Origin of the sequence: Paenibacillus rhizosphaerae (assembly GCF_014192015.1) — a bacterium.
Lineage (GTDB): Bacteria > Bacillota > Bacilli > Paenibacillales > Paenibacillaceae > Paenibacillus_AQ > Paenibacillus_AQ rhizosphaerae.
Genome location: NZ_JACHXJ010000002.1, coordinates 1,438,415 through 1,451,949 on the forward strand (window position 1 = coordinate 1,438,415; position 13,535 = coordinate 1,451,949).

General features: G+C 57.7%; 11 protein-coding genes. All 11 read left to right on the forward strand.

The window, feature by feature from the left end:
* The first annotated feature begins 14 nt into the window (after positions 1 to 14).
* The 11 genes from FHS19_RS15230 to FHS19_RS15280 all read left to right on the forward strand — a co-directional run bounded on the left by FHS19_RS15230 (position 15) and on the right by FHS19_RS15280 (position 13,504).
* Positions 15 to 1,094 (forward strand): Gfo/Idh/MocA family protein, encoded by a 1,080-nt coding sequence (locus FHS19_RS15230; protein ID WP_183582609.1) that lies wholly within the window; start codon positions 15 to 17, stop codon positions 1,092 to 1,094.
* Entirely contained in the window at positions 1,091 to 1,909 is an 819-nt protein-coding gene (locus tag FHS19_RS15235) for a sugar phosphate isomerase/epimerase family protein (RefSeq protein WP_183582610.1), read from the forward strand. Before FHS19_RS15230 ends, FHS19_RS15235 begins: the two co-directional genes overlap by 4 nt.
* Before the next feature lie 38 nt (positions 1,910 to 1,947).
* Positions 1,948 to 4,350 (forward strand): alpha-L-rhamnosidase-related protein, encoded by a 2,403-nt coding sequence (locus tag FHS19_RS15240; RefSeq protein WP_183582611.1) that lies wholly within the window; start codon positions 1,948 to 1,950, stop codon positions 4,348 to 4,350.
* 162 nt (positions 4,351 to 4,512) lie between these two features.
* Entirely contained in the window at positions 4,513 to 5,553 is a 1,041-nt protein-coding gene (locus FHS19_RS15245; protein WP_183582612.1) for a zinc-binding dehydrogenase, read from the forward strand.
* 133 nt (positions 5,554 to 5,686) lie between these two features.
* Complete coding sequence (locus FHS19_RS15250; RefSeq protein ID WP_183582613.1) at positions 5,687 to 6,484, forward strand: ChbG/HpnK family deacetylase; 798 nt, start codon at positions 5,687 to 5,689, stop codon at positions 6,482 to 6,484.
* A 131-nt stretch (positions 6,485 to 6,615) separates the two neighbouring features.
* A complete protein-coding gene (locus FHS19_RS15255; RefSeq protein ID WP_183582614.1) occupies positions 6,616 to 7,692 on the forward strand; it encodes a glycoside hydrolase family 140 protein in 1,077 nt (358 codons plus the stop codon).
* Positions 7,689 to 7,874: a hypothetical protein gene (locus tag FHS19_RS15260; RefSeq protein WP_183582615.1), complete on the forward strand. Its 186-nt coding sequence runs from the start codon at positions 7,689 to 7,691 to the stop codon at positions 7,872 to 7,874. The genes FHS19_RS15255 and FHS19_RS15260 overlap by 4 nt, the downstream gene beginning before the upstream one ends.
* A 64-nt stretch (positions 7,875 to 7,938) precedes the next feature.
* Complete coding sequence (locus FHS19_RS15265) at positions 7,939 to 9,750, forward strand: glycoside hydrolase family protein (RefSeq protein ID WP_183582616.1); 1,812 nt, start codon at positions 7,939 to 7,941, stop codon at positions 9,748 to 9,750.
* A gap of 151 nt (positions 9,751 to 9,901) precedes the next feature.
* The gene (locus FHS19_RS15270; protein ID WP_183582617.1) at positions 9,902 to 11,629 is read left to right on the forward strand and encodes an extracellular solute-binding protein; all 1,728 of its coding nucleotides are present in this window, start codon (positions 9,902 to 9,904) and stop codon (positions 11,627 to 11,629) included.
* 84 nt (positions 11,630 to 11,713) lie between these two features.
* The gene (locus tag FHS19_RS15275) at positions 11,714 to 12,607 is read left to right on the forward strand and encodes an ABC transporter permease (RefSeq protein WP_183582618.1); all 894 of its coding nucleotides are present in this window, start codon (positions 11,714 to 11,716) and stop codon (positions 12,605 to 12,607) included.
* Between the two features lie 12 nt (positions 12,608 to 12,619).
* On the forward strand, positions 12,620 to 13,504 hold the full coding sequence (locus tag FHS19_RS15280; RefSeq protein WP_183582619.1) for a carbohydrate ABC transporter permease: 885 nt from the start codon (positions 12,620 to 12,622) through the stop codon (positions 13,502 to 13,504).
* Positions 13,505 to 13,535 lie beyond the last annotated feature (31 nt).

Below are 13,535 nucleotides of genomic sequence, written 5' to 3' on the forward strand. Positions count from 1 at the left end.
AGGTTACGATAGCAATGACGAATGCAACGAACGAATCGAAGCTTCGGGCGGCGGTCGTCGGCTGCCGGATGGGCGCGAATCACGCCAAGGCGGTCGCCTCCCTGCCGGATTACGAGCTGGTGGCCTTATGTGATCTAAACGAAGAAACGGCACATGCGGTCAATGCGGAAATTACCGGGGGCGCTGCTGTCTATACGGATTATGCTGCTATGCTGCAGGACACGAAACCCGATGTGGTTATCATCGCAACGCCTACCGGCACCCACGCACGTTTCACACTTCAAGCGGCTGAGGCCGGCGTAAAGGGAGTCTATTGCGAGAAGCCGATGGCGGTCCATCTCGGCGATGCCCGGCGGATGCTGGTCGCTTGCCGCGATCGTGGTGTACCGCTGGTCATTGGCCACCAGCGCAGGATGTCCGTCCCGTACAGGACGATGCGCAAGCATATCGAGGACGGCGCGATCGGCAGCGTCTACTTGCTCCGCGCCTCATGCGCCGGCGATTTTCTGAGCGATGGCACGCACAGCGTAGATTCGCTGCTCTATTTAATGAGCGACGCGCCGGTGAAGTGGGTGCTGGCTGCAATGTTCCGCCAGGAGGTTGAGCCGGGTCTGCCCGATCAGTGGGATTATTCCATCTTCACCGGCAGGCGGTACGGTCATCTCGTGGAGAGCGGCATGCTGGTCACGCTTGAGTTCGAGGGTGGCGCGCGTGCGGAATTTTTCGTCGGAGACGCCCGGCTCCCGGGCCGCGGCTATCAGGACATCGAGATTTTTGGCAGCAAGGGCCGGCTCTGGCGGGCAGGCGACGGAGCCCAGCCGCCCGTCTTGGTTCAGGACGAAGCGGCCGGCGGGTACCGGCCGGCGGAGAATGTGCCGGACGCCTCGGACCGCGACATCCAGGCAGTATTCCATGCGTTTGCTCAGACTGTGCGAACCGGAGCAACGCATCCGCTTGATGCCGGCATTGCGATCCGTACGCACGAGATCGTCATGGCGGCGTACGAGTCAGCGCGGCTCGGCCGACGGATTGAACTGCCGCTCGATCAGGAGCGATTTCCGCTCGACATCATGTTGGAGGAGGGGAATCTGTGAACCGGATCGCATGCTCCACATCCACCCGCTGCAATTCGCCGCTTGATGAAGGACTCTCGGCCATTTCGGCTGCGGGTTTTTCCCGTATCGACATTCTCGCGATCGATGGCTGGGCGCATGTCCATACACGCGAGCTGGTGACGCCGGAGGGTCTCGGTGAGGCGGTACGCCGCACAGAAACACTGATGAAGCGGTACAGCCTGACGCCAATTGCGGTGAATAGCGGCGTCGGCCCGCAGCTTTACGACCGTTCACCGGAAGCGGTCGTACGAAGAAAAGCGGAGACGGAAGGCCTTCTTAACTGGATGAAGGCGCTCGGCATTTCATTTGCGGCCATCCAGCCGAGACAACCCGACCCGGACCGTCCGTGGGAGGACGCGCTGGCGGACTGTGCAGCTTCGCTCCGTGATCAGCTGGAGCTGGCAGCGCCGGCTGGCGTGACTTTAGCGCTCGAATTCCACGTGAACAGCCCGTTCGAGACGTTCGAGCAATGTGCGCGGATCATGGAGCTCCTTCCTGAAATGCCGCTAGTGTACGATCCTACGCATTTGGTCATGCAGGGCATCCCACTTGAAGAAACGTTCCGTTTCCTCGACCGGGCGGTGCACGTGCATGTGCGGGATGCCGCGGCGAGACGGATGCAGACCCGGTTCGGCGAGGGTATAGTAGATTTCGGCCGGCTACTCGGTGAGCTCAAGGCTCGCAGCTACAAGGGCGATTTTTCAATCGAATACTTACAAACAGACGAATTTGAGGTGCTGGAGGATACAGCGAAGTTGTACCGTCGAATCGAAGCGGATTTTCCGCAGGGGTAAACGCTTTGCCGTTTCCGTCGAATCGAAAGGAGACCATCATGCTGCAAAGTGAAGCGTTGCTAAACCATGACACCCGCAATTGGCGAGGACAATGGATCTGGACGGAAGGCTCGGTTCGGGATATACGGCCGGGCGGCCACACGATGGCATTGTTTCGCCGAACGTTCCAGGCAGCCGGCGGTGAGCGGCTGACCGTCCGAATTAGTGCGAACAGCCGGTACCGGCTGTTCGTCAATGGCGAGTCGGTGTCGATCGGTCCCTGCAAGGGGGACGCCAACAGGCATTTTTACGAGACTGTGGATGTCAGCGGACTGCTACAAGCCGGCAAGAACGTGCTGGCCGCCCAGGTCGTACATTATGTCGGGACAGAGCCTTGGACGATGGGCGGCATTTCCGGGCCGATCTCGATCTGGAGCGAACGGAATGGCGGCTTCCTGTTGGACGGTGCGCTGACTGACGCCGAGGGCCGCAAGCAGGAGGAACTGCATACGGGTGCTAGCTGGCGGTGCGTGACTGCCGAGGGCTACGCCATCGAGCCGAGCGGGCTTATTCAATGGTTGGGCGGGCTGGAGCGCGTCGACGGATCAAAGCTCCCGCACGGCTGGACGCACCCGGAGTTCGACGATTCCGGGTGGCCGCTTGCGGTTTCATTTGCACCATTGCGCAATCCCTTCGGGGAACGCGTGGGCTGGGCGCTTCAACCGCGGTCGATTCCGCCGCTTTACGAGCGGGAGACAACTTTTGCAAGCCTTGTCCGTGCTCAGGGCTGCGAGGCCAATGAGCTCGATACGCTGCGCGGTTTGGAATCGGCATCCGTAATCGTTCCCGCTGGCTCGAAGCTCTGGTTCGAGCTGGACGCCGGCCTTCTTACGACTGGTTATCTGCATCTTGCCTTCAGCGGTGGCAAGGGCACCGAATTCCGAATCGTTTGCGCGGAATGTTACGAGCCGGAGGCGTCCAATGCCAGCAAAGGCCGGATGAAGGGCGTTCGGACAATGTCCAAAGGCGGTAAACTGGTCGGCGATCCCGACGTATACCTCGCCTCAGGCGCTGGAACGCCGGAGAGCCCCGAAGTGTATGAGCCATTCTGGTTCCGGACGTTCCGGTATGTCCGCGTAGAAATCACGGGCGGGAATGAACCGATCGCCCTGCACAGCATCGGCTACCGGGAGACGGGCTATCCGCTAGAGCCTGCGGGAACATTCGACTGCTCGGACGACGAGTTGAACCAGATCTGGCGCATGTCGCTCAATACACTGCGCCGCTGCATGCACGAAACCTACGAGGACTGCCCCTATTATGAGCAGCTGCAATATACTATGGATACGCGGCTGCAGATGCTGTACACGTTCCATTTGACCACCGACGACCGGCTGGCCCGCAAGGCGATCGACGATTTCCACAGCTCTCAGCTGCCTTCGGGAATGCTGCAATGCCGGTTCCCGTCCATGCTGCCGCAAGTCATACCCGGCTTTTCCTTCTACTGGATCGACATGCTGGTGGAACATTACCGGTACTTCGGGGACATCGATCTTGTAAACCGGTACCGTCCTGCGATGCTGAAGCTGTTAGACTGGTTTGAGCGCTACCGGACGCCGGAGGGCATTGTCGGCATGCTGCCTTATGAGCTGTGGACACATTTCGACTGGGTCGAAAGTTGGCCGTTTGGCGCGCCGCCGACGCAGGACGAAGGGCCGATGACGCTGCATAGCCTCATGTATGCCGTGGGGTTGAACAAGGCGTCTGGCCTGCTGGACGCCGGCGGCTGGCGAGATGCGGCCGGCGAGCTGCGGGCGCGGGCCGAGTCGGTTGTCGAGGCGATCAACCGGCACTGCTGGTCAACCGAACGGCGACTCTACGCGAACAGCCCGGGAACGGATGACTTCAGCGTACACCCGCAAATATGGGCCGTGCTCTCTGGAGCCGTTACAGGTGACGACGCGGCAGAACTTCTTCGTCGTGCGTTTGCCGATGAAACGCTGCCGGTGGCGTCGTTGCCGCAAACGTTTGCGTCCATGCGTGCGCTGGAAGCTTGCGGCTTGCACGAGCTAGCATTCAAGGAATGGGACCGGTGGCGGCTGTTCCTCGGCCTCGAATTGACGACGACACCGGAAATAGCGCACGGAACGCCGCGCAGCGACTGTCACGCGTGGAGTGCATTGCCGCTTTACGAGTTTTCCGCTACGATACTCGGCGTGCGTCCAGCAGCACCCGGCTATGCACGCATCTGCATCGCACCGCGCCCAGAGGGCCTTTCGTGGGCGAGCGGAACGACGCCGACACCACACGGGCCCGTAAAAACCGATTGGCAGTTTGACGGCGACGCCTTCACCTTGAGGGTAGATGCACCGACGGGCATACCTGTGGACATCGTCCTACCGGATGGCACCCGATGGGAAGCGACGGGGGGAGAAACAATTCGCGCCGCATGCAGCCTGTAATTGGAGGGGGCTTGACGATTAGAAGAGCGGGGGAGAGGGCCTTTCGTTTGCTGGCCTTTGCGGGATCCGGCACTTCGTTCGGAGGCCATGATCCCTTCCGCGTTATTGCAGCACAAGGTTGGCGAAATCCAAAGATGAAGTCAAGATAATCGGGAGGGTGTTATGGGAGAGGTACTCGTGTTCGAAAGGCCGCGTTCGATTGCATTCCATCAGGTTGAGGAGCAGCGCCTCGAGCAGGGCCAAATCAGGCTGCGTACCCTGTATTCGGGCATCAGCGCGGGAACGCAGCTCACAGCATATCGGGGGACCAATCCGATGGTGTCCAAGGTTCCGGATTCGCATACGGGCCTGTTCATGGAGAGGTCGGCCGATACGTCCATGTATCCGGTAATCGGCGGGTGGGCGTACGAGGAGATCGGACGCGTCGAAGAGATTGGACCCGGAGTGGATGCGGTGAAGCTTGGAGAACTGATCTACGGCGCATGGGGACACAGAAGCACGCATATTGTGACGGAAACGTACGCTCGCGACCATAAGCTCCAGGAATCCATCGATCCGATCACAGGTATTTATGCGCAAATGGGAGCGATTGCCCTAAATGCGGTGTTGGACGCACATATTCACATTGGCGAAACGGCGGTCGTCTTTGGACAAGGCGTGCCGGGGCAAATTGCCGCACAGCTGGCCCGATTGAACGGCGCCCGCGTTATTACCGTGGATCTTGACGACTGGCGGCTGGATCTATCAAGAACGTTTGGTGCGGCCCAGACCATCAACAGCATTAAAGAAGATGCCGGCAAGGTCATCATGGCCGCTACGGGAACGGGAGCGGACGTGGCTATCGAGCTGTCTGGTTTTACGGCTGGCCTTCATCAGGCTATCCGCTCGGTTGTATATAACGGACGTGTTGTAGCGGCGGGCTTCTATCAGGGAGACGCCGGAGGGTTGTTTCTCGGAGAAGAGTTCCATCACCGGAGGATACAGGTCATATCCTCGCAGATCGGAAATGTATCGGTCGAGCTACAAAACCGTTGGAACCGGCTGCGGCTGGAACGCACCGTCTTTCGTCTTGCAGCCAGCGGCCTTCTCAACCTGAAAGGCTTGATCACGCACGTGGTTCCCTTCAAGGAAGCTGCGGCCGCTTACGAGATGATCGACCGGAAAACGGAGCCTCATCTGCAGGTCGTCCTTTCCTTTGAATGACGATGAATAGAAGCGGAAAGGTACGGGAGGCAAAAGTGGCTGTGCGGTGGCGACGTGGATTCGTCACGCGTTAATTTGGTAGTGATCAAAGCTGCGGGATGGTCATGACGTTCCGTTCAGGGAGGGTACATACATGAACCAGAATACCACCTGCATTCGCCTTATTACGCGGGCCGACGATGCTGGCAGCGCCGAGTCCGCAGACCGCGCCATTCTTGAAACAATCGAGCGCGGTATCGTCCGCAACGTGTCGTTGATGGCCGTCGGTCCGAGTATCGAGCATGCGGCGAGGCTGCTTGCCAGTCATAGGGATGTTTGTTTTGGCTTGCATGCCACGCTGAATGCAGAATGGACTGACGTCCGCTGGGGGCCGCTTAGTCCGATTTCCTGCGTACCTTCTCTTGTCGAGGCGGATAGTGGGATGTTTACACCGTCGCCCCATTCCTTTCTCGATCGGCCGCCGGTGATGGAGGAAATTTTGTCCGAGCTCCGCGTTCAGCTGGAACGACTCCGGGGGCTTGGCTTCCGAATCGGCTACGCGGACACGCATATGGTGTTTGAATGGGCGCTGCCGAGTTTTAATGAAATATTCGACTATTGGTGCAGTCGGGAAGGCATCCGCAATTATAGGCGGTTCAGTCGGAGGCTTCCCCTACCGCCTGTCTCGGCGTCAACTGCCGGAGAGGGTCGTGTCGAAGAGCTGGTCGATGGTCTCAGGTCTGCTCCTCCGGGGCAATATCTGCTCGTTGGGCATCCGGGTTTTGACGAAGAGGATATGAGACGGTTCGGCGCGCCTGACTATCCTTCAGGGAAGGTTGTCGCGGACCGGATCGGCGAGCGCCTCATGTTCACTCACCCGGAGGTACTTCAAAGCTGTGTGCGGCTCGGCGTCCGGCCCATACGCTATGACGAGGCGGAGCCAATTACATGAAGGGCCGCGCTGCTGGTCAAAGAGGAGATAGCATTCGGCGAACGCCGAATCTCTCTCCTTTTTTGCGAAAAGGAAAGCGGTATAATTACTGAACTTACGTAATGGGCCCTAGGAAGGAGTGACTGTTGTCAATGATTACAATCGATATGGAGAGACATCTATTGCTGAAGGACCGCCAGCCTTTCTTCTATCTTGCCGATACGGTATGGAACGCCTTCGTCAGGGCTACTCCAAAGGAGTGGGAGACTTACCTCACCTACCGACGGAGCCAAGGTTACAACGTAGTCCGCATCAGTGCATTCGGTATTTATAACGACCGCAGCATCGGCGAGGACGATTTGCATCCATTCGAATTTACGACAAAGGGCAAATACGATTTTGCTAAAGTGAACGAAGCTTATTTCGACAGGGCGGCGGAAATGGCCGAAGCGGCGGTCCATCACGGTTTCATCCTCGATCTCACGCTGTTTTGGCTTTGTTACGTCAAGGACACGCAGTCATGGCCTCCCGATCCCGACTGGGTCATTCCTTTCGAGCGGATTGAGCCGTTAACCCATCTGCTTATCGACCGCTTCGGAAGGTTCGATCCGATCTATTGCATCAGCGGTGACACGAACTTCGGTTCGGAGGATACGATCCGGTATTATATGAAGGCTTTTAAGACCGTTAAAGGCCGGGTTACGAATGCTGTCACAACGATGCATATCGCCGGCAACGTGCCGATGCTTCCGGAGGTATTCATGAAATCGGAGCTACTCGATTTCGTTCTATACCAATCCGGTCATGACAGGGATAATCAGCAGCACGCGTACACCTATGCGCTGGGCTTTCTCGGAGAGCGTCCGATTATTAACGGCGAGCCCTGTTACGAGGGCATGCATTTCGACGACGAGCGGGGCGGTCACTATGCGGCGCCTCATGTACGGCGGGCGATGTGGAGCAGCCTGCTTGCCGGCGCAAAAGCCGGATTTACCTACGGCGCGCACGGCATGTGGAGCTGGCACCGGGAGGATGAACGTTTCCTAAACGGCGAGAGCCTGCCGGGTTGGGAAACGGCTATGCGATTCGAAGGGGCATGGGAGGCGGTTTCGCCAAATGGCTGTTCGAGCGTTATCACTTTTACGATCTTGAACCGGCATTATCACTCGTTCAAAATGCGTCACCCCACATTCGTGCGGCAGCTTCAGCGGATGCCGGTAAGCTCGTGATCTACCAGCCGGATAACGTACACCTGCGGCTGGTGCTCGACGCCGGGGCTTATGATTGGGATGTAATCGAGCTGGAAGGGAAACGGATTCTGAAACCGGACGTCCGTGTGGAAAACGGGATATCGACGCTGAAACGCCATCCGTTTCAGTCGGATTCGCTGTGGATTGGCATACGCAAGTGAAAGGCGCCGCAGTCCCCACATGCAGGACCGCGGATTTTTGCCGAGAGGGGCATTTCCCGAATAAATGAAGAAGAAGCGAGAGCGGCCTGGCCGCTCTCGTTCCATTACTTTGGCAAGAAAGGCGGATTTTCTGATGACGATGCAGCCTATTCCATTCGAACGGGTGCGGGCGGGCGGCGACTTAGCCGACCGTCTGCTGGCCAGCGCCAGTCGTCTGGCCGATGACGATTACGGACCTGAGCAGGCGTACAAACCGGCCTCCTACGACTGGCCCGGAGACAACGAAGGCCGTACCATTCTTGCCCAGACACTTACCGGCCGCGCCGCCGGCATCCGGCCGAGGCACCTGGAAGCGATTTTAAAGCGTTTGCCGGACGCATTGAACGAGCGCGGCTATTTTGGACGTTTGCTGCCGGAAGGGCAGCTCGACGAGCAGCAGCTTGCGGGCAACAGCTGGTTTCTGCGCGGGATGCTGGAGTACGAAGCATGGACCGGAGACGCGGGCGCGCTTGCCGTCGCCGAGCGGGTCGCACGGGAGCTGCTGCTGCCGGCGCGGGGCTCCTTTGCCGGGTATCCCGCCGATCCCACGGACCGGGCGAGTCTCGGCGGCGAGGCGGCCGGCCGGCTTGTGGAGGAGCCTGTGCGGGGCTGGTACTTGTCCACTGATATCGGATGCGCATTCATCATGCTTGACGGGGCGACGCATGCGTACGAACGGCTGCATTGGCCGGAGCTTCGCGAGCTGGCGGAGGAAATGGCCGCCGCTTTTATCAAGCTCGACCTGCGCGGTATCAGCGCACAAACGCATGCGACGCTGTCGGCGCTTCGTGGCATCCTCCGACTGTACACCCTGACGGGCGACAGCGCGTTGCTGGCGGGAGCGGAGGCGGTATACCGGCTATATGAGACGGAGGGCATGACCGACAATCAGGCTAACTACAACTGGTTTAATCGCCCTTGGTGGACCGAGCCGTGTGCGGTCGTCGATTCATTCATCGTGGCGGTCGAGCTGTGGCGGCATACGAAGCGTTCCGATTACCTGGAAACCGCGCACCGGATCTATTACAATGCGCTAAGCCACGGTCAGCGCCATAACGGCGGCTTCGGCTGCGATAATTGCGCCGGTGCGTCCGAGCCGGAACTGTACGCGTTGGAAGGTATCTACGAAGCCACCTGGTGCTGCACGATGCGCGGCGGCGAAGGCCTGGCCCGTGCTCTGCAATTCGGGTTCTGTACGGACGGCGATACAATAGCGGTACCCTTCTATAACGACGGCGTAGTCCGGCTGCCTTTTCCGGACGGCAATATAACGGTCAAGCTGACGACGCGGTATCCGTTTGAGGGACAGGTCGTACTCGAAGTGATCACGACAGATGCAGACGCAGTACCGGCACGCGTCCGCACGCTCCGGTTCTTCCTGCCCTCTTGGGCGGTTCCGGGCTCGGCCGCTCTTAAAGTCAATGGCACTCCAATCGAGGCGAAAGGCGTTGAAAACGGCCTCATCACTTTCGATGCCGTCCTCGGGAGCGGCACTGTAATCACGTTCAACTTCGGCATGGGCGGCTTGCGCATGGTGGAGCCCGTAAATCTTCATGGTCTTCAAGGTGCTTCGTCCTTCCATTACGGCCCTCTGCTTCTTCACGCCGGAGAGATAGACCCGCAAGCGGCGCAATCCCTCCTGTGCGCGTACGCGGACGGCTCCCTCGTCCACCAGGGGCTCGGCGTGTACGTGCCAGTCTCCGGAGCAGCGGCCGGATTGGACCGGAGCGAAGGGCTGCTACGGCCAGTTTATGTCCCTTTTTCGGCGGCAACCAAGGCACTAAAACTGATGCGCAAGCGGGTCCTGTTCATCGGAGGAGGGGAACAAGCCGAATAGAAAGTGGGATTTTATTGACATGCATGGGCTATCATTTACAAAGTAAACAAAGTGCAAGCCATGTCAAAAGTTTCAGCTTTTGCGCGTACGGCGGCTTCTTTATCATGAAGGTAGTTTTACAAAACGACCATATAAGGGAGGTACACCCAGCATGGCGAATCTCAAGAAGACGGGTATTCTACTGATCATCTTGGTCCTTGTATTAACGGCAGCATGCTCGAAGTCCGGCGGTTCGGACGAGGCAGCAGGCGGCAAAGATACCGCCGCGACGACGAACGACGGATCGAATACGGCCGGCACGACCAACAATGCATCGCCCAAAACAGCGGAAGGCGATAAATACGATCCGCCGATCACGGTATCGACGGTCCGCGACCAGGATCCGTCGATGAGTTTCAAGCCCGGCGAGGACATTTCGAACAATGCCTGGATCAAGGCCTATCAGGATGAATTGGGAATTAACGTTAAGTACGACTGGGTCGTTCCGTCCGACCAGTATGACGCGAAGATGAACATAGCGATCTCATCCAATCAGCTGCCTGACATCTTCCGCGTCAGCGCCTCGCAGCTGAAACAGCTCGTGCAGGCCGGAAAAATCGCCGACCTTTCCGAGGTTTACGAGAACTATGCGACGGAGCTGACCCGTCAATCGATCGAACTCGGTCCGCTGGCGAAAGCGGCGGCTACATTCGACGGCAAGCTGATGGCGCTGCCACCGGATGAAGGCGGTTACGAGGGCAGCCTTCCGCTGCTGTGGCTGCGCTCCGACTGGCTGACAAAGTTGAAACTGGAAGCGCCGAAGACGTGGGACGATCTGGAGAAAGTCATGGACGCTTTCGTCAACCAGGACCCCGACGGCAACGGCAAGAAGGATACGTTTGGTCTCGCACTGACGAAAGACCTGTATGGCAACGGCGTGGCGGAAACGACAGGTGTCTTCAATGCGTTCGGCGCGTTCCCGAACATCTGGATCGAAGACGCGGACGGCTCGATCGTCTACGGCTCCATCCAGCCTGAAGTGAAGACGGCGCTGGCCAAGCTCCAGGAGCTGTACAAGAAGGGTTACATCGATCCTGAATTCGGCGTCAAGGACACCGGCAAAGTGGGCGAGGACTTTGCGAACAACAAGGTCGGCGTCGAAGTCGGCGCGCTGTGGGATTCGCTGTGGCCGCTTCAGGACAGCGTCAGCAAGAACCCGGACGCGGACTGGATCGTGACGCCGCTTGTTTCGGCGACCGGGAAGCCAGTGCAGTACACGGCCAATCTCGATTTCAACAGCTTCTGGGTTGTCAACAAGAAGGCCGAGCACCCTGAGGCGCTGATCAAGCTGTTCAATCTAGGTAATGAGAAGATGTATAGCGGCAAAGCCGATCCGAAAGTCTTCCACACGGAGATTGTCGACGGCAAGGAATACGGACACTTTAAGGAAGCCGTAATCCAAGGTGCCGGTTCGAACCCGATCGGCGGCAACTTCGGCCACTACAAGAAGGTGACCGCTGCATTGGATGCGAAGGATCCGTCCGGCTTGAACCAGGAGCAGAAGGGCTACTACGACAAGATTCTGGGATACGAAGGCGGAGACCGGACGACGTGGGGCACGATGCGCGTGTTCGGCCACGAGAGCTCCTACAAGGTTATCGAAGACATCTACCAGAATAAGGACGAGAATGTAAAGTTAACCAAGTTCTATGGCGCGCCAACGAAGACGATGGCGCAGAAGCGCGCGACACTTGATAAGATGCAGCTTGAGACGTTTACAAAGATCATTCTCGGATCGTCGATCGACGAATTCGACAAGTTCGTCGATAACTGGAAGAAGCTTGGCGGCGACCAAATGACCAAAGAAGTGAACGATTGGTACGCTGAACAGAAGAAGTAATCCACGAAACGGGAAGAAGGGCGATGGATTCGTTCCCATTGTTCTTCTTCTTTCACTTCATCGCACCGAAAGGAGAGTACCCCTATGAAACGCAAAAGCTTCAGCGAGATGCCGTACCATCTCATGCTTCTGCCCGGTGTCATCCTAGTGCTCATCTATAGCTATGGCCCCATGTTCGGGCTGGTCATCGCGTTTCAGGATTTCATTCCGGCGAACGGATTCAAATCGGACTGGATCGGCTTCGATAACTTCACTTACATCTGGTCGCTGCCCGATACGATGAACGTGCTGTGGAACACGATTTACATCTCACTGATGAAAATCGTGGCCGGACTCATCTTCCCAATTCTCATTTCGCTCCTGTTGAACGAAGTGAATAAGAGCTTGGTGAAGCGATCCGTTCAAACGCTGATCTATCTGCCGCATTTCTTGTCGTGGATCATTCTGGGGGGCATTCTGATCGATATCCTGTCGCCGTCTGAAGGAATTGTTAACAAAGGGCTTCAGCTATTGGGCATCCAGCCGATTTTTTTCCTCGGAAACAACGACTGGTTCCCGTATACGGTAGTTATCACCGATCTGTGGAAAGAATTCGGCTTCTCCACGATCGTCTACCTGGCGGCTTTAACGTCCATCAATCCGGTCCTTTACGAAGCGGCGATCGTCGACGGCGCCAACCGGTGGCGGCAGACGTGGCACGTGACACTGCCCGGAATGATTCCGATTATCGTGCTGCTCACTACGCTGAGTCTCGGTAACGTGCTGAATGCTGGCTTCGATCAGATTTTCAATTTATACTCACCGCAGGTCTACGAATCGGGAGACATCATCGATACGCTGGTATACCGGCTGGGTCTCGTCGATGCGCAATTCGGCCCCGCAACCGCGGTGGGGCTGTTCAAATCGGTTGTCTCGTTCGTCTTCATTTCCGTATCCTACCTGCTGGCGTACCGATTGGCCAATTATCGGATTTTCTAAGGAGGTGCACTCATGGTCCATCAATTGACGCTTGGCCGCAAAGTATTCAATGTGCTCAACTATGCGTTTCTGATCGGATTGTCGGTGATGTGCATCCTGCCGCTGATCCACGTGCTGGCCATCTCGCTCAGCGACAAGACGGCGGCGGCAAGCGGCAACGTCACCTTCCTGCCGGTCAATTTCACCTGGCAGTCTTACACTTATGTACTCAGTAAACCTGAATTCATGACTTCGTTCTGGATCTCCGTCGAGCGAGTCGCGCTTGGCACGGTCGTGAACATGCTGCTCACGATCGTCATGGCGTATCCGTTGTCGAAGGAAGTTTCCCAGTTCCGCTGGCGGACCGCCTATGCCTGGTTCCTCGTGCTAACGATTCTATTCAGCGGCGGCCTGATTCCGACCTACATGGTTGTCAACGAGACGCACTTGATGGATACGATCTGGGCTCTCATCGTTCCCGGAGCTGTTCCCGTTTTCAACGTGATCCTGCTCCTTAATTTCTTCCGGGGCCTGCCGAAGGAGTTGGAAGAAGCGGCATTCGTCGACGGGGCGCGTCCGTGGACTGTGCTGTGGCGGCTGTTCGTGCCGCTGTCGACCCCGGCGCTGGCAACCATCGGCCTCTTCACCATCGTCGGGCACTGGAACTCCTGGTTCGACGGTTTGATCTACATGAACAATCCGAGTCATTACCCGCTGCAGAGCTACCTGCAGACCGTTATCATCAAGACCGATCTCGTGATGCAATCGGCCAAGGACATCAACTCGCTGGCGAAAATCTCGGAACGGACCTCAAAAGCGGCACAGATCTTTATGGGCGCGCTGCCGATACTCGTCATTTATCCATTCCTTCAGCGGTATTTCGTCAAGGGAATCGTGCTTGGAAGCGTCAAAGAATAATTGCATGTCCGACACCCCTCGGGTGTCTTTT

Bases quoted from the DNA above. Each gene is read 5' to 3' on its own strand.
- FHS19_RS15265 (WP_183582616.1), top strand. From the start codon at position 7,939: ATGAAGAAGAAGCGAGAGCGGCCTGGCCGCTCTCGTTCCATTACTTTG.
- FHS19_RS15275 (WP_183582618.1), top strand. From the start codon at position 11,714: ATGAAACGCAAAAGCTTCAGCGAGATGCCGTACCATCTCATGCTTCTG.
- FHS19_RS15280 (WP_183582619.1), top strand. From the start codon at position 12,620: ATGGTCCATCAATTGACGCTTGGCCGCAAAGTATTCAATGTGCTCAAC.
- FHS19_RS15250 (WP_183582613.1), top strand. From the start codon at position 5,687: ATGAACCAGAATACCACCTGCATTCGCCTTATTACGCGGGCCGACGAT.
- FHS19_RS15240 (WP_183582611.1), top strand. From the start codon at position 1,948: ATGCTGCAAAGTGAAGCGTTGCTAAACCATGACACCCGCAATTGGCGA.
- FHS19_RS15255 (WP_183582614.1), top strand. From the start codon at position 6,616: ATGATTACAATCGATATGGAGAGACATCTATTGCTGAAGGACCGCCAG.
- FHS19_RS15270 (WP_183582617.1), top strand. From the start codon at position 9,902: ATGGCGAATCTCAAGAAGACGGGTATTCTACTGATCATCTTGGTCCTT.
- FHS19_RS15230 (WP_183582609.1), top strand. From the start codon at position 15: ATGACGAATGCAACGAACGAATCGAAGCTTCGGGCGGCGGTCGTCGGC.
- FHS19_RS15245 (WP_183582612.1), top strand. From the start codon at position 4,513: ATGGGAGAGGTACTCGTGTTCGAAAGGCCGCGTTCGATTGCATTCCAT.